19 protein-coding genes are annotated in these 19,748 nt (G+C 51.4%); 7 read left to right on the top strand and 12 right to left on the bottom strand.

All coding sequences use genetic code 11. From position 1 onward, the window contains the following. The first annotated feature begins 651 nt into the window (after nt 1-651). Together ACCI49_RS16490 and ACCI49_RS16485 are read left to right on the top strand one after the other, a co-directional pair. On the top strand, nt 652-1,275 hold the full coding sequence (locus ACCI49_RS16490) for a LysE family translocator (protein WP_371840190.1): 624 nt from the start codon (nt 652-654) through the stop codon (nt 1,273-1,275). 156 nt (nt 1,276-1,431) lie between these two features. Further along, entirely contained in the window at nt 1,432-1,809 is a 378-nt protein-coding gene (locus tag ACCI49_RS16485; protein WP_371840189.1) for a YybH family protein, read from the top strand. Between the two features lie 310 nt (nt 1,810-2,119). Here the strand turns inward: ACCI49_RS16485 and ACCI49_RS16480 are convergent, their stop codons facing one another. After that, nucleotides 2,120-2,341 carry a hypothetical protein gene (locus ACCI49_RS16480; protein ID WP_371840188.1) on the bottom strand — a complete coding sequence of 74 codons (222 nt, stop codon included), beginning with the start codon at nt 2,339-2,341 and terminating at the stop codon, nt 2,120-2,122. Nucleotides 2,342-2,496: 155 nt separating this feature from the next. On the opposite strand from ACCI49_RS16480, the gene dusA reads away from it, so the two are divergent. From dusA to ACCI49_RS16465, 3 genes are all read left to right on the top strand, one after another. Next, entirely contained in the window at nt 2,497-3,474 is a 978-nt protein-coding gene (gene dusA / locus ACCI49_RS16475; protein WP_371840187.1) for a tRNA dihydrouridine(20/20a) synthase DusA, read from the top strand. Between the two features lie 65 nt (nt 3,475-3,539). Next, complete coding sequence (gene tal, locus ACCI49_RS16470; RefSeq protein ID WP_371840185.1) at nt 3,540-4,535, top strand: transaldolase; 996 nt, start codon at nt 3,540-3,542, stop codon at nt 4,533-4,535. Further along, nucleotides 4,516-4,974, top strand: a complete 459-nt coding sequence (locus tag ACCI49_RS16465; protein ID WP_371840183.1) for a tellurite resistance TerB family protein — start codon at nt 4,516-4,518, stop codon at nt 4,972-4,974. Before tal ends, ACCI49_RS16465 begins: the two co-directional genes overlap by 20 nt. A 43-nt stretch (nt 4,975-5,017) precedes the next feature. Here ACCI49_RS16465 and ACCI49_RS16460 read toward each other — a convergent pair whose 3' ends face one another. From ACCI49_RS16460 to hrpA, 7 genes are all read right to left on the bottom strand, one after another. Then, entirely contained in the window at nt 5,018-5,536 is a 519-nt protein-coding gene (locus ACCI49_RS16460; RefSeq protein WP_371840182.1) for an STAS domain-containing protein, read from the bottom strand. A gap of 212 nt (nt 5,537-5,748) precedes the next feature. Continuing rightward, nucleotides 5,749-6,927, bottom strand: coding sequence for a SpoIIE family protein phosphatase (locus ACCI49_RS16455; RefSeq protein ID WP_371840181.1), 1,179 nt, complete (start codon nt 6,925-6,927; stop codon nt 5,749-5,751). Between the two features lie 38 nt (nt 6,928-6,965). After that, a complete protein-coding gene (locus tag ACCI49_RS16450; RefSeq protein ID WP_371840180.1) occupies nt 6,966-7,868 on the bottom strand; it encodes an MlaA family lipoprotein in 903 nt (300 codons plus the stop codon). A gap of 171 nt (nt 7,869-8,039) precedes the next feature. Beyond that, complete coding sequence (locus ACCI49_RS16445) at nt 8,040-8,825, bottom strand: HvfC family RiPP maturation protein (RefSeq protein ID WP_371840179.1); 786 nt, start codon at nt 8,823-8,825, stop codon at nt 8,040-8,042. Next, a complete protein-coding gene (locus tag ACCI49_RS16440; RefSeq protein ID WP_371840177.1) occupies nt 8,806-9,651 on the bottom strand; it encodes an HvfB family MNIO-type RiPP peptide maturase in 846 nt (281 codons plus the stop codon). Before ACCI49_RS16440 ends, ACCI49_RS16445 begins: the two co-directional genes overlap by 20 nt. Nucleotides 9,652-9,743: 92 nt before the next feature. Then, nucleotides 9,744-10,073 carry an HvfA family oxazolone/thioamide-modified RiPP metallophore gene (locus ACCI49_RS16435; protein WP_371840175.1) on the bottom strand — a complete coding sequence of 110 codons (330 nt, stop codon included), beginning with the start codon at nt 10,071-10,073 and terminating at the stop codon, nt 9,744-9,746. A gap of 237 nt (nt 10,074-10,310) precedes the next feature. Next, nucleotides 10,311-14,225 (bottom strand): ATP-dependent RNA helicase HrpA, encoded by a 3,915-nt coding sequence (gene hrpA, locus ACCI49_RS16430; RefSeq protein WP_371840173.1) that lies wholly within the window; start codon nt 14,223-14,225, stop codon nt 10,311-10,313. Nucleotides 14,226-14,376: 151 nt separating this feature from the next. Here hrpA and ACCI49_RS16425 point away from each other — a divergent pair, with 151 nt between their 5' ends. Further along, nucleotides 14,377-15,870: a peptide MFS transporter gene (locus ACCI49_RS16425; protein WP_371840172.1), complete on the top strand. Its 1,494-nt coding sequence runs from the start codon at nt 14,377-14,379 to the stop codon at nt 15,868-15,870. Nucleotides 15,871-15,927: 57 nt separating this feature from the next. Here the strand turns inward: ACCI49_RS16425 and ACCI49_RS16420 are convergent, their stop codons facing one another. From ACCI49_RS16420 to ACCI49_RS16410, 3 genes are all read right to left on the bottom strand, one after another. Next, the gene (locus tag ACCI49_RS16420; protein WP_371840170.1) at nt 15,928-17,115 is read right to left on the bottom strand and encodes a vWA domain-containing protein; all 1,188 of its coding nucleotides are present in this window, start codon (nt 17,113-17,115) and stop codon (nt 15,928-15,930) included. Nucleotides 17,116-17,215: 100 nt separating this feature from the next. Then, nucleotides 17,216-18,061 (bottom strand): AAA family ATPase, encoded by an 846-nt coding sequence (locus tag ACCI49_RS16415; RefSeq protein ID WP_371840169.1) that lies wholly within the window; start codon nt 18,059-18,061, stop codon nt 17,216-17,218. A gap of 144 nt (nt 18,062-18,205) precedes the next feature. Next, nucleotides 18,206-18,886, bottom strand: a complete 681-nt coding sequence (locus tag ACCI49_RS16410) for a YEATS-associated helix-containing protein (protein ID WP_371840168.1) — start codon at nt 18,884-18,886, stop codon at nt 18,206-18,208. A 19-nt stretch (nt 18,887-18,905) separates the two neighbouring features. Here ACCI49_RS16410 and ACCI49_RS16405 point away from each other — a divergent pair, with 19 nt between their 5' ends. Continuing rightward, the gene (locus tag ACCI49_RS16405; RefSeq protein WP_371840166.1) at nt 18,906-19,127 is read left to right on the top strand and encodes a hypothetical protein; all 222 of its coding nucleotides are present in this window, start codon (nt 18,906-18,908) and stop codon (nt 19,125-19,127) included. 189 nt (nt 19,128-19,316) lie between these two features. On the opposite strand, the gene ACCI49_RS16400 is transcribed toward ACCI49_RS16405, so the two are convergent. Beyond that, nucleotides 19,317-19,697, bottom strand: a complete 381-nt coding sequence (locus ACCI49_RS16400) for a hypothetical protein (RefSeq protein WP_371840165.1) — start codon at nt 19,695-19,697, stop codon at nt 19,317-19,319. Between the last annotated feature and the right edge of the window lie 51 nt (nt 19,698-19,748).

Here is a 19,748-nt window from a genome sequence, read left to right as displayed (position 1 = left end):
GTATTCCGAATCAACACCCGCCCAAGGAAGGTATTAAATTACTTGAGTCCGCTAGAATTTCTGGCGGGCAAGCGTGTGTCACTTATGTTGGCAATCTAGGTCCAGCTTGGATTTATTTTAAGAGGCACCAAATAATATACCGACCTGACGCACTGCCAGTCACCCCGAAAAAATCGATAGCTACCCATACTACTGGGTCAGTAGGAAAGAACACCCTGCGCTCGGGACTCGCTGTGAATATATCCCTGTAAGCTCGTAATTGGTATCCATGCCTCATACGGTCCCGTGCGCAGGGTATACTTTCCTTCCCCCTTTTTAGTACTAATACTTCGCTGACTGCATTGAACTTACTAAAAATTGAAGGCCGACAGTGGAAACAAACTAATGACCTAACAATTAGATCTATTGCCAGCTGGAAACGCCGGAAGTTCATTCAACATTTGATAAGGAGACTTTTTGACGAGGCCAACACATAAAAAATCAAGCGCCAGCAAGGCTCACTAATCTACATTTCGTGCCTTCGACGCCATATTTCAGCCCGTATTGGCGACGTCATCTGGCTCCCGTAATATACCAACATCTATAACTCTCGAATTTTCTCTTAAAACACGATAGTCTTTGTTAGGTATTACTATACATGGAGGATAGATTTTGAATATTGAAATCTGGATGGCATTCGTTGCCGCAGTTACTATATTCTGTATAATCCCGGGGCCAACTGTCATATTGGTTATGAGTCAAGCACTATCTCATGGAAAGAAGTCTGTATTTCCTTTAGTGGCTGGCGTACTCGCTGGTGATTTAACTGCAATGTCATTATCTCTTATGGGATTGGGAGCAATATTGGCCGCATCTTCAACGCTGTTTATAATCTTAAAGTGGCTTGGGGTTGTCTACCTTATTTATCTAGGCATAAAAACCTTTTTTGCAAAAGTAGAAAAAGATGCTTACACAAAGAAAACAGGTGACTCAAATCCAGCCTCGCTATTTCAGAGTGCATTTTTAGTCACTGCCTTAAACCCAAAGGATATTGTCTTTTTTGTTGCATTCCTGCCACAGTTTATTGATCCAAATTCTGCATTTTTACCTCAAATATCAATCTTAGTTATTAGCTTCATATCAATCGTTGCATTAAACATCACCGCTTACACTTTGTTCGCAGGTAAGCTAGGAGAAAGGATACAATCCTATAGTGCAAAAAAGTGGTTTAATCGATTTGGAGGTACAGCATTACTTGGTGCAAGCGCTGCCACAGCATCACTTAAAAATAGTTAAAAAAAGGTGAACCAGTTAAAATAATTCAAATTCAAACTTAAACACGCTAGACAACAAAAAAACAGGGTACTGCATCTGTAGCACAGCCTGTGAACTTGGTGTTAGACGCCCAAATTTATAAAGATATTTTGAGGTCACATTCATGAGGATTCGACTATGGACGAGGTTCAGATTCGCGAAGTGATCGACTTGTGGGAAAAAGCTATTCAGACCGGTGACATGAAGGGGATTCTCGCTAACCATACAGAAGACATTTTAATGTTCGACGTGCCAGAACCAGTTCAGTCAAAGGGAATAGCAGAATACGAAAAAACATGGAACTTGTTTTTTCAATACGAACGGCCAAGCAGTGACGCTTTTGTTATAGAAGAACTTAGAGTTACTAGTGGGAATGATGTCGCTTTTGCTACAGGAGTTTTACGTATCGGTGGCTCAAAGGAGTCTATATGTCGTTTGACGCTTGGGCTCAAAAAAGTACTCGGCAAATGGATTATCGCCCACGAACATCATTCAGCCCCACACAAACTTGTGTGATTGACAAGGAGAGCATCTTGATAACAATCACATTATTCTTTGACTTTCACATGAATGCTGAAGAAGCGGTCAATTCTTACGTCTAGATTTCCACAGCAAGCGACACACTTGGCAAAAGTGAAGGAAGCTAGCCGGCTCAACAGGCGGCCACGCCTGCCAGAAAAGGACAAGCCTCTTCACAACCGAGGTGAGAGAGAAGCTTATTCCAGGGCGCATCGATATTAGTGTTCGGCCGTTCAATCAGCATTTTGATAGTGAAATGCTTGGAACCTCTGAAATTTCCCATGTCGATAAAATAGTCCAGATAGGTCTACAGCACCTGACCTAGGGTAATCCCTCGGTGTTTGCTTTTATGCCACTCAGCAGGGTCGCGAAGCTCAGCCGCCCGCTTAACCGCCCTGGTCTTGACCAGGGCTTTTTTGCCGAACGTCTCCGACTCCGTATAAACTACCCTTGAGCCCCTGAAAATTCGGATCTGTGCTGTATAACGCAACTCCCCCTTGGCATTCCTCCATGCCCTGATCGTGGCCATCACTCCCTTACTGGCTGGTACAAGTATTTTCTTGTACCAGCCAGTAAGGGACCACGCAGGCAGGAAAAACCGAGCATGACGGCGTTTTTGAGCGCATCTAAAAGGTTCGAAGTAAAAGCTCGCAATTGTATTAAACGCTGTAAAATCAAGAAGTTATGTCAGAATTCAGCCCCCACCGCTTTTGTACCGCGCCACTTTTAGATTGGAGTGATCGCCATTGTCGTTATATGTGGCGCTTGATGAGTAAGCGCGCGCGCTTGTATTCAGAAATGGTGACTACCGGAGCGATATTGCACGGCGACCGGGAGCGGCACTTGCAGTTCGACACCACAGAGCAGCCCGTCGCCCTGCAATTGGGTGGTAGCGACCCTCAAGAGTTGGCGAAGTGCGCTCGAATTGCCGAAGACTGGGGGTACACTGAAATCAACTTAAATTGTGGCTGCCCCAGCGACCGGGTGCAGTCCGGCCGTTTCGGCGCCTGCCTGATGGCAGAACCCGATGTGGTTGCTGCAGGCCTGAACGCCATGCGTGAAGCAGTATCCATTCCGGTTACGGTAAAGCACCGGATCGGCATTGATGATATGGAGGACTACCTCGGCCTGACCCGCTTTGTGGAGGCCCAAGCAGGTGCAGGCGTCGATACATTTATCGTGCATGCCCGCAAGGCTTGGCTAAAAGGCCTGAGTCCTAAGGAAAATCGGGAGATTCCACCACTGAATTACGAAATGGTTTACCAGTTGAAGCAAGACTACCCTCATTTACAGATCGTTATTAATGGCGGTATCAACTCCCTCGAGGAGAGCCTACAACATTTACAGCGCGTTGATGGTGTTATGCTCGGGCGCGCCGCTTACCAGACCCCTATAATCCTGGCCCAAGTAGATAAACAGCTGTTTGGTGAAGCTAAGGGGCCGGATGCCGCTCACGTAGTCGAACAAATGTTGCCCTATATCGAAAACGAGCTACAGCGCGGCCAGCGCCTTAACCACATTACCCGGCACATGCTCGGCCTTTTTCAAGGATTACCTGGTGCGCGACGATTTCGCCGTCACCTTAGCGAAAACGCTCATAAAAAAGGCGCAGGGTCTGAAGTTGTAGAAAAGGCATTAACACTAGTTACCCAAGCCGCGTGATTCTCCCGCGCAGAGGGGGAATCACTGTCGGAGATGAGAGTGAAGAAGCGATTGAGGGAAACGCTATGAATAAACTGGAACAACTCAGGCAGCGCAGCCAAGTAGTGGCTGATACCGGCGATATCGAAGCTATTCGTCGCTACCGTCCACAAGATGCTACCACCAATCCATCACTACTGTACAAGGCCGCCCAGCTTCCCCAGTACCAAACGCTAATCAGTGAATCACTGGCATGGGCCGGACGCTACCAGGGGCATGGCACCCCAACAGAAACAGCACGCTTGGCAGCAATCAAGCTCGCGGTTGGTATCGGCGCTGAGATATTGCAGCTTGTACCCGGTGTTGTGTCTACGGAGGTGGATGCGCGCCTTTCCTTCGATACCCGCGCCACCGTTGATTATGCTAGGCACCTTATCGCCCTCTACGAGCGCGAAGGTGTGGAGCGGGAAAGGGTACTGATTAAAATAGCCTCCACCTGGGAAGGTATCGCCGCCGCGGAAATCCTGGAGCGGGAAGGTATTCACTGCAATCTCACTTTGCTGTTCAGCCTGTGTCAGGCCATCGCCTGCGCCGAGGCTGGCGCCACACTTATCTCCCCTTTTGTCGGCCGTATTCTCGACTGGCACCTGGCTAAGGGAGAGCGCAAGGAATTCAGGGGCGACGAGGATCCCGGTGTACTCTCTGTGCGCAATATCTACCATTATTACAAATCCCGCGACTACGACACCATTGTGATGGGAGCCAGCTTTCGCAACCCCGGGGAGATCGAGGCTCTGGCTGGCTGCGACCGGCTCACCATCAGTCCACAGCTGCTGCAGTCCCTGGAGGAAAGCGAGGGAATGCTCATAGGTGGCCTACCGTTAATTACCGAGCCCCTGCCCCGACCAACACATAGAATGGAGGAGGCGGCATTCCGCTTTCAATTGAACAGCGATGCGATGGCCACAGAAAAACTCGCAGAGGGCATCCGCAATTTTGTCAAAGACCAGCAGCGCCTCGAAATGCTGCTACAAAGCCAAGTCATAGGGCGCCAGGAAGCTAATGCTGCAACAAATTCGTAAACTGTTTCAACAAATTGGCACCCATGCCGATGTAGAAGCCCGCGACGATAAAGACGTGCGTATGATCAGTGCCGCGCTCCTGGTCGAGGTAGCCACCGTTGATCAAAAGCTGGACCAGCGCGAGCGCGACAACCTGCTCCAGCTATTGTGTCAACACTATGCACTGGATGCTCACAGCGCCGCCGAAATCATTGATGAGGCAATAGAGCAGCGGGAGGAAGCCACTTCGCTGTTCGAATTCACCCAAGCGGTCAACGATCAATTTAGCGAAAAGGACAAATACCAACTGGTCCGCCAGATGTGGCAGGTAGCTTTTTCCGATAACGTGATCGAAGCCTTTGAAGAGCACCTGATCCGCCGGGTATCCGAGCTGATCTACTTACCTCACGGATTATTCACCCGGGCCAGGGCAGAGGCACGGGATATGAAAGACACCTGACTCGCTGGCGTACAAGGCTTTGAAGTGCTTGTTGATAAGTAATTCAGTGCAGGTGGGTCGATCGCTTACCGAATGGCTCACATTCCCGTTCGAGAGTATGAACCAAGTCGCGAAAGGTCTCAGCATTCTGTTCATTCATACTCATTAAAACACGATGGGCTTCCAGCACCTTCTCCCGTGCAGCGCATTCGTCCGGGGTATTGCAGAGCAAGGGTTTGGTCTCCACCGAAAAGTCGCGGTGCTCATCACTGATCTCCACCAGAGAGTCGAAGCCCATGGCATCGAGCAGGTGCCGAATTCCCTTGTCAGCGGAAAAAACCAGGGGCTTCTGACAGCCGCGCTCCTGCGCGCGAATTGCTATTTTTGCCATCAAGCCGAGAGTGGTGCTATCGACACCTTCCGCACTATGTAGATCGAAAGCTACGCCGGCAAAGTCACCCCGCGCAAACATATTGTCGATAAAGCTATCGAATGAGGTACAAAGGTTGAGTCGTACATCACCAATTAACTTGATGATGTAAACGCCCTCATGGGCTCCAACCATAATTTGCCCGGACTGCATAACAACCCCTGGCTCATCCGTGCGCACCTGATAATGAATGTGCAGGCGGATGGCAAAAGTTCACTGGTAGAGAACACTAGTTGCGCTCGGAGATTTTGCCGCCTTGCGCAATTTTGTGCATAAAGTGGGCGGAGCTTACTCCTGACCGCTCGGACTGACAAGAGCGCTAGGGCATGAAATTCGACTTGTCGGTCGATTCAAATTCAGTGGTTCTAGTCGTGCCCCAACGTCAAAATCGTAATATCATCCGGCAAGGCGCCAAAAGTATCCACTTTGAGGCTCTGGCACAAACTGCTCAATTCGCCTTCACTACCGGCGATCAGCTGCAGAAGCCGAGCCTCTTTTTCCAGCAGATCCCCCTGCAATAGTTCCAGCACCCCATCGGAGCATACCACCAGGCGCCAGTTGGACGGGAGTTCAGCACACATTACCTGCCAGTCTCCCCGCTCAAAGATGCCCAAGGGTCGACCCTTACCGGGCAACCAGTCGGCGCCACCATTACTGGCAAGGGCTGGCATGGGAATCTGTCCTGCGACGGCATAGTGCAACTGGCGGGCAGCCGTATCTACTACTCCGACAAACATACTGGCGTGTTTGCCCATATGGGTGGATAGCAGCTCTCGGTTGATCAGCTCGAGGATTTCCAACAAGTCATTCCCCAGGAGTTCCAGCTGGGTGAACAGTGGACGCTCACTCAGTCGGTGCATAATGCTGTGTTTGATCAGTGCAGTAACCAGCGCCGATGAGACTCCGTGCCCCGATACATCCACCAGGTAAAAGGCCACAAAACGCTCACCGAACAGGCCATAATCGACAAAATCACCGCTGAGATACAAAGAGGGGATCAAACGATAGGCGGCTTCGATACCACCTGGGTAGCTGTAAGGAGTGCGGGGCAGAAGGTGCTGTTGTAATAGGCGGCCAGCCTCTTGATCCCGCCGCAAAAGCTCCACATGATCGCGCAATTCTATATTGCGGTGCTCTAAAGCTTCCCGGTATTCACGATTCTGCTGGGCGAGATTTTCCTCTTCCGCAATACGGCAGATAACGCCGTTGATCAGACCTGCTTCCTTAACAGGCTTGAGAAAATAATCGCAGGCACCCAGGCGCATGGCCTGTAAAATAGTAGCCGCCTCACCACTATCAGAGATCATGACAACAGCAGTGCCTGGCGACAAACGTTTAATATGACGCAGTACTTCCAGCCCCTTCATATCCGGTAACTGGAGATCGACTACCACCAATTGAAACAGCTCTGGAGAAAACTGTTGGATACCCTCATCCCCACTGCTCGCTTCAGCAACGGAGAAACCTTGACATGAAAGCGCTCCACGCAAGAATTTGCGGGAGCGCTCATCATCGGTTAATAAGAGGCTACTGGGGCCGGCCATATGAGGCCCCTGAGGAAGGTTGTATAACTACCTGGCTATCAGTAGTCACTAGATTCTTCGACTTCACCCTGATCAATTGCTTCAGCGGCTTCGGCTTCATCCTGTACTTCCACTTCGCCATCCACGATCAGGAAATCCCGGCGCTGTAGGTAGGCATCACGCAGCAATACATAGCGATCTCCTTGCAGGAGGGATTCCGCTTTTAACAGGCTTGCGCGGCTCTGGACAATATCGGTTGCCTTCAACGCATAGCGGGTAGGAGTATGGTCCACATAGGTCAAAGGGTTAGTATAGAAATCCACCACTCTCGCCGGCGTATCCCGCAAAGTGGAGGGGCCCAGTAACGGCAGAACCAGATAGGGACCGGAAGGTACACCCCAGACCGCCAAGGTCTGACCAAAGTCTTCACCGTCACCCTTCTCCAAGCCCATATGCTTGGCAACATCAAAAAGGCCACCTATACCGATAGTGGTATTAATCAACAGGCGTCCAGCATCGTTGCCCGCTTGGCCCCAGTTACCCTGCAGCACCCCGTTTAGTGTATTGGTTACTTCACCCAGATTACTAAAAAAGTTGCTGACGCCATACTGCATAAATATCGGGGTAATCTGCCGATAGCTCACCGCAGCAGGCTTCAATACGTAGCGGTCAGCGCCATCATTGAAACTGAACACAGCTCGGTTAAAACCTTCCCATGGATCACGCTGGGAAAAGTCTTCACCGTCTTCACCACCGAATTCATCCGCCGGATCAAATCCATACTCATCCAACAGCGATCCGCTTTCGTCATTGGTGGTATTACTCTGCCCATCAGTACCAGTCTGGACGGCGGTCTCCGTTGCCGCCCCTCCAAACGGGTCTTCTTGCGCTAATACTCCCACTGGAGAAACCGCGATCAGCGCGGCCATCAACCAGGGCGATAAAACTCTGCGTCCTAGCAAAACCCTGCTCCTCTACTAACAAATACTAAGACCAAGGATTCTAACGCCCTCGCATATCGTAAGCTACCCTCGGCAGCATAGCAGCTGGGATTCGTCAAAGATGAAGCAGTTTCAGGCAAGTGCAGCGGGACTCCAGAATAAGAATGACGCCAAAAGACAAGCTGTTGACACCTATTTTTCAACTGGTAAAGGTTTAAGGCCTGCAATTACACCATTACCCAGAAATTTCTTTAGTAGCTCCACACCAAAACTCCTCAAAGCGCTGTTATCTACCTGGGGTAACTCTGCAGCAATTTGTGCCAATAGCTGCTCTCCAGTGACTGACTCTTCTGAGGCCAGTTGCAACAAACGCGCTGTCACCGCATTAATTTCCATGAAATTCACCTCATCACTGCGATCGCGATATACCAGCAAAAAGGTGGGGGTTTCATCAGGTTCCTGAGGCTGGAACACCGGACCAATACGATGCACGGGATATCGATAACTAAGGCTCCATACCAGGGGCGATACCACTGGTACGAATCCCAATATATCCCCCTCGCGGCTGAGGTTGGCAGGTATCTCAGCGGTACTGACATCCAGTGCCAACTCCACCCATTCGTAGTGAGCTAGCTCCAGTAAAAAAGGGGGATCTCCCTCCCGCTGGCCCCGCTCATTTTGCAGGTAAGTGAGGAACTCCTCACTGATTTGCAGAAAATAAGGACTGCTAGAAGTATGGTGATGTACAAAATCACGCACCATAGCGCGCCAGGATTCGTCGCTATAGAGACTGCGCAGCACCGGAAACCCGCTCGAGATAAAAGACTCAATATTGTTGTAAATTAGATCCCGATAAATCGCCAAGCGCCGATCTTCAATTTGGGGAGGCGGTGTACATTGATCCGGAGCGCGTAAATGGGCGGCAAGATTCCTCTGGAGATCCTGAAATCTGCCGGTCTTATCGACGACTGAGGACATAATTTTCTTCTACTTGATGGCTGGCCTGAATATTTTTGATCTTCTCGACTTCCTCGACCAATTGCCGCAGGGGTGGAATATTAAAATCTCGTTCAAGCAAGGTGGGCATCACACCGTGAATTTCATAGGCTTTATTCAACAACTCCCACACCGGATCAATTACTGGCGCGCCGTGGGTATCCACTTTCAGGTCATCCGCCTCATCGTAATGCCCAGCCACATGGACATAACGCATCCTCTCTGAGGGAAGCGCACGCAGGAATTCAAAGGGGTTGTAACAGTGATTAATAGAGTTTACGTAAATATTGTTTACGTCCAACAAAAGGTCACAGTCTGCCTCTTCCAAGACCGCTTTCAGAAATGCCAGCTCGCTCATTTCCTGCCCTGGCGCGGCATAGTAAGAAACATTTTCCATAGCAATACGCTGACCCAGCGCATCCTGCACTATGCGTATCCGCTCGGCGACATACATCACCGCTTCTTCGGTAAAGGGTATGGGAAGGAGGTCGTAAAGATGACCGTGATCCGAGCAGTAACTTAGGTGTTCGCTATAAAAGCGAATATCATGATCGCGAATAAACTGCTTGATCGAACTGACCAACTCCATATCCAGGGGCTCGGGGGCGCCAATTGATAGAGATAGACCGTGCAGAATAAAAGGGTAACGCTCCGTGAATTCGCGAAACCAACGGCCATAGCGCCCACCGACGCCGATCCAGTTCTCAGGCGCCACTTCGAAAAAGTCCACCGCACCGGATGGAACCTCTTCTCCCATCATAGAGCGGCGCAGTCCTAGACCGGCCCCTTCCACTGGAAAATTGCGCACCACTATCTGCTTGCCTCGTAAGATTATTGCTGAAAAAGGAGCACGGGGTGGCAGGCTACCGCAATGCCACCCCGATCAAGTATGGCGTTAAATTATCCGCCACACTTGCCCTCGCCACACTTACCTTCTTTTTTCTTGCCTTCGCCGCACTTACCTTCGCCGCACTTACCTTCTTTTTTCTTGCCTTCGCCGCACTTACCTTCGCCGCACTTACCTTCTTTCTTCTTGTCGTGGCCGCACTTGCCTTCTTTCTTTTTGTCCTTATCGTCATGATCGGCCAGAGCCAAGTTATAGCCGGATGTCAGCTCTGCAGCGGCAAACGGGTTGGCTTCACCAGTGGCCGCAGTCACATTCATCGCTGCAGAGGCTATAAATGCTGCACCTACTGCAGCCGCTACCGGGGAAAGATGCTTCTTGTTCATAATGAATCTCCTAACTAATACCCTGAGTAATAAGAAGTACTTAAGACTTTCTTTTCTCCCGCGGCAGTATAATGCTGCGGGGTGGAAAACCGTCATCTGTTGAGGCTAGCCAGCTTAGGGTGAGAATCTCACGCCATTTTGAACCTATAGCCTACTCGCATAAGGTTTGTCGAACCGGTCGCCAGAATATTACATAAAGAAATCAGTTTTTTTGTGATCCCATACCAATAGTGGCAATCAACCTACCAGCCCTTTCCCATTAGCCTCCACCCATGCCTTATGCAAGCGCTTGGAAGATACCGGCATCACGGTTTTCAGGGTCTGGGCAAATAGAGATACTCGGAACTCCTCAAGCATCCAGCGGTAATCCACTAGCAAGGCTTCCGCAGCCAACTCCCTGCTTGAACATTTTTCAGCCAGATCAGCATAGGGCTCCGCGGCCTTGTGGTACTCAACCTGTAATTTGCGATCACGATTCGGGTCGAGTGCAGCTTTCTCCAGGCGCATAGCGATCGCCTTAAGGTAACGGCCATACTGACGCAACCATTCCAGAGGGGTATCGAACAGAAAACCGCGATAAAAGAGCCCAGACAATTGCTGCTGTATATCTCCCACCGCCATGGCAACCGCCAGGTTTTTCTGCTGTTTGATCTGTTTGCGCAGGGGCACAAGTAGGGCTAAAGTTTTGACCAGTAAGTCCCCAATTTCCTGGGCCACTCCCACCAGGTCACTATCATTTTCCAGCGCGGACAGAAATTCAGCTTCGGTACGCGGCCACTCTTCCTTAGGCCAAAACACCTCTCGCACTGCAGCCATCAGGATATCGTCTGCAACCTCCTCACGCCGTCCCAGGTCCGCAGCGGAAAGCCCCAACTCCTTGCCGCGCAGTAGCTCCTTGCGCAGGTATTTAACCTTCTCCGGCAAATGCAGCAGTGCCAGGCGGCAAATTCCTGCACGACTCAACCGACGCGCTTCATCCGGGTTATGCAGGAGTTTCAGGGAAACACTGTCTTTTTCCTCTACCAATGCCGGATATGCCCGCACCTTGAGGCCGCCCTGGTTAAGAGTGTGGGTTTCTGGAAGCTCTCCGAAGTCCCAGCGGGTAATCCCCTCTCGCTCAAAGCTGTCTCCTGCACTCGCTAACCCCTGCTGCACCCGATCGCGGTAGCGCGCCTGCAGCAGCGAGAGATCGCGGTCCTGGTCGAGTAATTTACCTGCCTCATCCATCACTTGGATATTGAAGCGATAATAATCTTCCAGGGATTGTTCAGCGGATTCCCAGGCGCTATCTGGCAACTGCTGCGCCGTCTGACGCTGTAACTCCAGTGCCAGTGACTGCCATAAGGGAACATTATCTACGCGCAATCGCGGCAGGGCTTTATCCACTGCCGCTGGTACAGGGACAAAATATTTACGCCACTGTTTAGGTAAGGCTTTGACCAGGGCAATACATTTATCCCGTAGGATTCCAGGCACCAGCCAGGAAAGTCGAGCAGCGGGAACCTGGTGCAGTGCCGCAACCGGTACCTGAATGCTGACACCGTCATCCACACTGCCCGGCTCGAAGTGATAGCTGAGCGGATAAACAATGCCGCCCGACTGCAATTCATCGGGGAATTGGGCTTCGCCGACGTGATCCGCACTTTGCTGCATCAACAATTCCCGGGGAATAAACAGCAGCTGCGGATCACTGGATTCCACTTTCTTGCGCCAGTGCTCAAACCCGGCCAGGTTAACGATATCCGCAGGAATACGCTCATCGAAAAAGCGATAAACCACTTCATCATCCACTAGAATATCCTGGCGGCGGGATTTGGCCTCCAGCTCTTCCAGGGATTTCAGCAGGTCTGTGTAGTGTTTATAAAAACGGCCTTTACCACGATAACGCTGTTCCACTAAAGCCTGGCGAATAAACACTTCCCGCGCAGTTTGCGGATCGAGCTTACCGTAGGGAATCCGGCGTTTCTCCACCAGCACCAAGCCGTACAGGGAAACCTTCTCAAAGGCCATCACCTGACCCGAACGGGCATCAAAATGAGGCTCGAAATAATTTCGCTTTACCAGATGCTGGGATGCAGCCAGTACCCAACTGGGCTCTATTTTTGCAACGGTATGGGCGAATAAGCGGCTGGTTTCCAATAACTGGACGGCAACAACCCAGCGGGGAGGCTTCTTGAACTGGCCAGATCCTGGGAAAATATGGAAGCGGCGATTGCGACAGCCAATAAATTCCTTGTTCTCATCGCGAGCGCCAATATTACCGAGAAGACCTGCGACTATAGCCCGATGTACCGCCTCATACTCCGCTGGCTCTTTGTTTTCTTTTACTTCAAGATCGCGGCAAGCCACCCGCAGCTGGTGATGGATATCTCTCCACTCACGCATACGCAACCAGGACAGGAAGTTTTTCTGGCACCATTTGCGCAACTGATTTTGACTCAGCTCCTGGCGCTGAGTTTCGAAAGCATCCCAAAGCTGTACAAAGGACAGGAAATCTGACTGTTCATGCTGCCACTGGCGATGTTTTTCATCCGCCGCCTGGCGCTTTTCCGCCGGGCGTTCGCGCGGGTCCTGCACGGCCAGGGCGGCAGCAATAATTAACAATTCACGCACACTGCCGTTATCTGCTCCGGCCAACAACATACGGCTCAGTCGTGGGTCCAGCGGCAATCGTGAAAGGGCTCGACCCAATTTGGTAACCCTGCCCTGACCATCAACGGCCTGCAGCTCCTGCAATAGCTTGTAACCATCATTAATCAGGCGCTGATCGGGCGGATCAACAAAAGGAAACTCGCGGATATCACCAATACGCAACTGCAACATTTGCAGGATTACCGCAGCCAGATTGGTACGCAGAATTTCCGCATCGGTAAATTCCGGACGCTGCGCAAAATCCCGCTCTTCATATAAGCGCACACAGACACCGGCACTGACGCGGCCACAGCGACCGGCACGCTGGTTGGCACTGGCCTGGGAAACCGGCTCTATAGGCAGCCGCTGAATTTTACTGCGATAGCTGTAGCGGCTGACGCGTGCAGTACCCGGGTCGATCACATAGCGAATTCCCGGCACCGTAATAGAGGTCTCCGCCACATTGGTGGCGAGTACAATACGGCGGCCTTTATGGCCGTGAAAGACTTTGGCCTGCTCCGCCAGACTCAAACGCGCATACAGGGGCAATACTTCCAGCTGGGCAATCTGCGCATCCCGCAGGGCCTTGGCACATTCACGGATTTCCCGCTCGCCACTCATAAATACCAGTATGTCCCCGCCGCGCCGGCTGCTGGATTTTTCCTCGTGCAGTAATTCCTCTACCGCAGCTACGACCTGTTCATTGAGATCCGCACCACTGTCCGCAGCCGGGCGGTAATGAATTTCCACCGGATAGGTGCGGCCAGATACCTCGATAATGGGCGCATCATCAAAATGTCGGGAGAATTTCTCCAGGTCGATAGTGGCCGAGGTAATGATCAGTTTCAGGTCTGGACGCCTGGGCAGGATAGTTTTCAAATAGCCCAGCAGAAAATCAATATTGAGACTGCGCTCATGGGCTTCATCGATAATCAGCGTGTCATATTTATTTAACAGTGGGTCACGCTGAATTTCTGCCAGCAAAATACCGTCAGTCATTAGTTTGACATGGGTATGTTCAGTACTGTGATCGGTAAAACGCACCTGGTAACCGACTGATTCCCCCAAGGACTGCTGCAATTCCTCGGCGATTCGATTGGCCACAGTGCGAGCGGCAATCCTGCGCGGCTGGGTGTGGCCGACCTGGCCGTAAATCCCCCGCCCCAGAGACAGGCAGATTTTCGGTAACTGGGTGGTTTTACCGGAACCGGTTTCACCGGCAATAACTACAACCTGGTGCTTTTCGATCAACCCGGCGATTTCATCACGCCGCGCTACCACGGGCAGTGCTTCCGGCCACTGCACGTCCGGTAGCTTTCGCCGACGCTCTTCCACCAGGGCTTCAGACGCTTGTAGCTGTTGATCTAACTGGGCCAGCATACGATCGACCGGCTTGCCCTCTTTCTGGCGCCGTCGCACGTTCTTTAGGGTCCTACGCAGGGTAAACCGGTCCCTACTCATACAGGCCGGGATACGGGTTTGCAGCGCGCCCACAATTTTTTCTGCTTCGGTGTGACTCATAATTCGTACAGCAATGGCAAACGCGGGATTATACCCCCTTGATGCGATAGGGCTATCAAACCTTATTGTGGCGCTCATCTATACTGGAGCGGATAGAGGTCAATTCTAGAAGCATCATTGCGCCTCAGGATCACACCTTGCGAGCGGTACTATGCAAGAGATCAAGCCCAAGCCCCCCGCCAGCGCCGGGCAGCTGTTTGGCCACCCCAAAGGCCTGTTTCTGCTGTTTGGTACAGAAATGTGGGAACGCCTCAGCTACTACGGTATGCGCGGCATTTTTGTTTTCTACTTGACCTCCACGGCCACCGCCGCAGTATTCGGCTGGGAACAACTCACCGATACTGAATTACAATCCAAAGCGCTCAGCTACCTGGGATGGTACGCAATGCTGGTGTACCTGACTCCAATTATCGGCGGCTGGATGGCTGACAACCGCTGGGGGCAACGCCGCTGTATTATGTTTGGCGGCACCCTAATGATGCTGGGACAATTCTCCCTAGGCTTCCCCCACGCCTGGCTGCCCAATGGCAGTGAGATCTATATGCTGTGGCTGGGACTGGCTCTGCTGATTATCGGCAATGGTTTCTTCAAACCGAATATTTCCACTATGGTCGGAGACCTCTACGAAGAGGGAGACCACCGTCGCGATACCGCATTTACCATTTTCTATATGGGCATCAACCTGGGCTCCATCCTCGGTTACTTGGTAGTGGGCTGGATTGGAGAGAAAGTGGACTACCAGCTGGCCTTCATTGTTGCAGGAGTTGGTATGCTGTTGGGCCTGCTGTTGCAATTGACCCAGGCCAAACGCTATTTGGGAGAAATCGGGGTGGAGCCCTCTGCTCACCTGGAACTTAAAAACCAGAAGCGCAAAGAGGCTGAAAAGCGCCGCCCTCTCACCCAAGAGGAACGTGACCGCATTAAGGTAATACTGGTACTTGGCGTTTTTGTCGTGGTGTTCTGGGCCGGTTTTGAACAGGCTGCCGGCTCAATGAACCTGTTTGCCAAATATCGCACCGACCTGAATATCTTGGGCTGGGAGATTCCCGCCAGCTGGCTGCAGATGGTGAACCCTCTTTTTATCATTATCCTCGCGCCAATTATCGCCAGCATCTGGGTAGGAATGGGAGACAGGGAGCCCAGCTCGCCAGCCAAGTTCAGCCTGGGCTTGGTTTTTCTCGGCATCGGCTTCCTGTCAATGTGCGGCGCGGCGTTACAAATCGGCGACTCCGAAACCATAAAAGCCAGTATCTGGTGGCTGATATTTGCCTATATATTTCACACCATCGGCGAGCTATGCCTGTCCCCGATTGGACTCTCAGTAGTCACCAAATTATCCCCCCTACGCTATTTATCCCTAATGATGGGACTGTGGTTTGCCTTTATCGGTATCGCCAACAAAGGAGCCGCAGAAATCGGCAAGTTGGTAGGGGTTTCCGGCCCCCTCGCTACTTTTGGGGGTGTGGCCCTGGTTGCCATTATTGCGGGAATCATTCTGTATTTCATCCGTGAAAAATTGGTGGACTGGATGCACGGAGCGGAAGAGGTTCATGTCACTGTGGGGGAAACTACCAGGGAGGAGCTAAGCATCACCGCCGATCACGACGGTGTGCCGCCAAAGCATTTTAGTGGTAATGACAAGTAGGGAAATTTTCAAGCGGCCAGGGAGATATCGACCGTACTGGAGAATTATATTCGCGGATTAGCGCCCCTTGACCAGGTAGGCGATGGCCCTATCAAGCCCTTCCAGGGTCATCGGATACATGTGTCCGCCAACCAATCGCTGTGTCATTCCAATGCTGGATGTATATTGCCAGTACTCCTCTCCTACCGGATTTAGCCAGATCAGGTTGCTGTAGGTATCGGTGACCCGTTCCATCCAGGCGGAACCTGGTTCCTCGTTCATATGTTCGACACTGCCGTAACGGCTAGCAATTTCGTAGGGCGCCATAGAGGCATCACCTACAAAAATAACTTTATAGTCTTTGGCGTATGTACGCAGTACTTCCAGCAGCGATGTGTTTTCACTGAAACGACGCTGGTTATCCCTCCAAACATACTCATAGACAAAGTTGTGGAAATAAAAGTACTCCAGGTGCTTAAATTCGGAGCGGCAGGCTGAAAACAGTTCTTCACAAACCCGTACGTAAGGGTCCATAGAGCCCCCCACATCAAAAAAGATCAATACTTTTATCGCGTTGTGCCGCTCCGGCACCATCTGGATATCCAAAAGGCCCGCATTGCGCGCTGTGGAGGAAATTGTGTTATCCAGGTCCAGCTCTTCAGCAGCGCCTGTGCGGGCAAACTTTCGCAACTTGCGCAGGGCGACCTGAATATTGCGGGTGCCCAAGCTTATGCTGTCATCTAGATTCCTGAATTGGCGCTTTTCCCACACTTTGGCTGCGGAGCGGTTGCGTCCCTTACCGCCAACCCGAATCCCACCGGGATGGAAGCCACTATTCCCAAAAGGACTGGTGCCACCGGTGCCTATCCAGCGATTGCCACCACTGTGACGCTTCTTCTGCTCTTCGAGGCGCTTTTTGAATTCTTCAAGCAACTTTTCCAGTCCACCAAGGCTTTGGACCTTGGCCCTCTCCTCCTCGGTGAGTTGCTTGAGGAACTCCGCCCTTAACCAGTCTTCAGGAATCATTTGCCCGACAATATCATCATCATCGAGTGTCTGAAGGTCTTTGAAATAGGCTTCAAAGGCCCGGTCAAATTTATCAAAATGTTTCTCATCCTTCACAAGGCAAACACGCGCGAGGAAATAAAATTCCTCGAGATCTGCAAACACTAAGTGTTGCTGCAGTGCTTCAAGCAAAGCCAAAAGTTCGGTAATGGATACCGGTAATTTATAGCGGCGTAAATTCAGGAAAAAGCCAATCAGCATAGTAATTCGCAGTCAGCACAGGAAGAACAATACCCGGTCACGCCGGGCGGAATATACATAGAGAGCGTTTATCCTCTCTGGAGCAAAGCCCATCACTCAATTAGCGGTTGCTGCGGCGCGCCATAAATGCCAGACGCTCCAACATGTGAACATCCTGTTCATTTTTCAAGAGAGCACCATAGAGTGGCGGAATCGCGCTGCTATTATCACGGTTTTTCAATACTTCCTCGGGAATATCGTCCGCCATCAACAGTTTGAGCCAATCGATTAGCTCCGAGGTAGAAGGCTTCTTCTTCAAGCCTGGCACTTCTCGCAACTGAAAGAAAATATCCATAGCTTCCGCCACCATCTGCCCCTTGATATCCGGGTAATGCACATCGACGATTTTGTGCATGGTGTCACGGTCGGGGAAGCTGATGTAGTGGAAGAAACAGCGGCGCAGAAATGCATCCGGCAATTCTTTTTCATTATTCGAAGTAATAATTACAATGGGGCGCTGCTTGGCCTTGATAGTTTCGCCGGTCTCGTAAACAAAGAACTCCATACGATCCAGCTCCACCAACAAATCATTGGGGAATTCGATATCCGCCTTGTCGATCTCATCAATGAGCAGCACTACCCGCTCTTCTGCTGCGAAGGCCTCCCACAATTTGCCACGCTTGATGTAGTTGCCGATATCGTGCACTTTATCCACCCCCAGCTGAGAGTCGCGTAAGCGCGACACTGCGTCGTATTCATACAGGCCCTGCTGTGCTTTTGTGGTGGATTTGATATGCCACTGGATCAGCTTCATCCCGAGGCTCTGTGCAACCTGCTCCGCCAACAGTGTTTTGCCGGTGCCCGGCTCGCCTTTAATCAACAGTGGGCGCTGCAGGGCGACTGCTGCGTTGACTGCCATCTGCAGGTCTTCGGTAGCTACATAGTTGTCGGTACCGGTAAATTTCATGACTACTCCAATCCTGTATTCGCCGCTATCTATCTGATTTAACGAATGATAATTGATCAGCAGGGCGAGAGGCGAGGCGGGAACGATCAAATTGGATGACCAGCCCGAGTAGGTGGGATCAATTGGGAGCGAGCGGGTTTGAGGTCAGGCCATTTGGGTGGCGCGGCGGTGCACCACCTGTCGTCCTTTGCCTGTGATATACCAGCGAATGCCGAGGTGACTATGGATCTTACCCACCATCTCCAGCACCAGCAGGCTATTCAGGGCACGAGCAATAGAGTTGGTCTCCATCCCACTATCCTGCACCATCCCTGAGAGCGAGCGGAATACACACTCGCCACTGTTCAGTAAGTTGAGAACCTGCAGCGCATTCTCATCCAGTTTGCGGATCTGGTTGAAATCCAGCGTCGGGCCCTGCTCCAGATCACCTTCAATTTCGTGTTCGAGCAGCGGCATCATCTCCAACTGCATGGTGCGCAACTCCTGCTCCAAATTCTCAACTCTGGCGCGAGCGATACTGGCGTCGCGCAGCTGGCGACGCGCGGCATTAAAGACAAACATCCGGGAGGCAATAGCAGCCAGCAAACAATAACCGGTAAAAATCAGCAGGCGGGAGGGATCCCCCTGGATCTCTATAAGCAGGTCACTCTGTGTGAACTTCAGGAAAATGGGCACCATCAATGCGCCGCACAGCCCCATAATCAGGCAACGCGCAAGACCGGCAGGGTCCTCTTCGGTAAATAGCATCTGATAGTAATTCACCAACCCACCGAGAATGCCTGAGACCAACATTACCGCAGTGAGAATAAGCAGGTGGTCAAGCATCAGGACTCCTCAGCCGTCTATGGCAGCCACCGCCAGCATACATAGGCGGAAAAAGCACACACCAGGGGCACATCTTCAATTTTTTCTGAAAGTCCGGCTATCAGGTATACCGGTAAATTCTGAATTAGCCGACCCGGTAAGCGATACAGATCATTATTTCCAAGAAGCGGCTGTGCCTTTATTAAATACCGACAGTCAAATCGGCTTGTATGGCTTCACGCCAAGTGCGGAAGCTGCTTAATAGATATAGCAGCTGTCACCAGTAACAGAGCCCCTGAAAAAAGGGATGTGGCGCCTTTGATGTCTGGAGCAGGGATTTATCGGGAAAGAAAGGACAGCGGCCCTCTAAACGGGCCAGCCTCATCAAGGCTAACACGATCTGTTAGCCCCTTTGGAGCAATTGCCGATAGGGGTCAGCCTCCTATCGCAGTTACTGCTCGTTGAAATAAGGGTCTTCGTCAAAGCGGCTGCGTCGCTCTCGGCGAAATCTCAACAGCAGGGTAACAATACCCCAAAAAACCATCACCACCAGCGCGCCCCCAGCAGCAAATACTAGATTTGCAGTCACTTCCGGTACTGCGCCGTTCTCCTCAAATAGCGTCTGGTATACGAAGAGGGGTAGTACAGGCATCGCTATAGACTCAGCTACCGGTGTTTTTACCGGTACCAATAATACCGCCGCAGAAATTAGCAGCAGAGTGCGACGCAGCCAGCTCCAGCGCCAATTGCGCATAAACCACCAGCCCGCGAGCAGGACCACAAAGGTTGAACCCGCATAAACTATCCAGGCAAGTTGAAAGTCTTCTGTCATTTACTATCCACTCTAAATCTCCACCGCCCCCGACAGAATATTCGGCGACAT

It is taken from the genome of Microbulbifer epialgicus (assembly GCF_041447265.1).
Taxonomy (GTDB): Bacteria; Pseudomonadota; Gammaproteobacteria; order Pseudomonadales; family Cellvibrionaceae; genus Microbulbifer; species Microbulbifer epialgicus.
Note: the sequence above shows the minus strand (reverse complement) of the source record. Positions and strands in the feature narration are given on the sequence as shown.

Excerpts from the sequence above, each read along its gene's own strand:
- ACCI49_RS16485 (WP_371840189.1), top strand. The coding sequence starts at position 1,432 with ATGGACGAGGTTCAGATTCGCGAAGTGATCGACTTGTGGGAAAAAGCT.
- ACCI49_RS16480 (WP_371840188.1), bottom strand. The coding sequence starts at position 2,341 with ATGGCCACGATCAGGGCATGGAGGAATGCCAAGGGGGAGTTGCGTTAT.
- dusA (WP_371840187.1), top strand. The coding sequence starts at position 2,497 with ATGTCAGAATTCAGCCCCCACCGCTTTTGTACCGCGCCACTTTTAGAT.
- tal (WP_371840185.1), top strand. The coding sequence starts at position 3,540 with ATGAATAAACTGGAACAACTCAGGCAGCGCAGCCAAGTAGTGGCTGAT.
- ACCI49_RS16465 (WP_371840183.1), top strand. The coding sequence starts at position 4,516 with ATGCTGCAACAAATTCGTAAACTGTTTCAACAAATTGGCACCCATGCC.
- ACCI49_RS16460 (WP_371840182.1), bottom strand. The coding sequence starts at position 5,536 with ATGCAGTCCGGGCAAATTATGGTTGGAGCCCATGAGGGCGTTTACATC.
- ACCI49_RS16455 (WP_371840181.1), bottom strand. The coding sequence starts at position 6,927 with ATGGCCGGCCCCAGTAGCCTCTTATTAACCGATGATGAGCGCTCCCGC.
- ACCI49_RS16445 (WP_371840179.1), bottom strand. The coding sequence starts at position 8,825 with ATGTCCTCAGTCGTCGATAAGACCGGCAGATTTCAGGATCTCCAGAGG.
- ACCI49_RS16435 (WP_371840175.1), bottom strand. The coding sequence starts at position 10,073 with ATGAACAAGAAGCATCTTTCCCCGGTAGCGGCTGCAGTAGGTGCAGCA.
- hrpA (WP_371840173.1), bottom strand. The coding sequence starts at position 14,225 with ATGAGTCACACCGAAGCAGAAAAAATTGTGGGCGCGCTGCAAACCCGT.
- ACCI49_RS16425 (WP_371840172.1), top strand. The coding sequence starts at position 14,377 with ATGCAAGAGATCAAGCCCAAGCCCCCCGCCAGCGCCGGGCAGCTGTTT.
- ACCI49_RS16420 (WP_371840170.1), bottom strand. The coding sequence starts at position 17,115 with ATGCTGATTGGCTTTTTCCTGAATTTACGCCGCTATAAATTACCGGTA.
- ACCI49_RS16415 (WP_371840169.1), bottom strand. The coding sequence starts at position 18,061 with ATGAAATTTACCGGTACCGACAACTATGTAGCTACCGAAGACCTGCAG.
- ACCI49_RS16410 (WP_371840168.1), bottom strand. The coding sequence starts at position 18,886 with ATGCTTGACCACCTGCTTATTCTCACTGCGGTAATGTTGGTCTCAGGC.
- ACCI49_RS16405 (WP_371840166.1), top strand. The coding sequence starts at position 18,906 with ATGGCAGCCACCGCCAGCATACATAGGCGGAAAAAGCACACACCAGGG.
- ACCI49_RS16400 (WP_371840165.1), bottom strand. The coding sequence starts at position 19,697 with ATGACAGAAGACTTTCAACTTGCCTGGATAGTTTATGCGGGTTCAACC.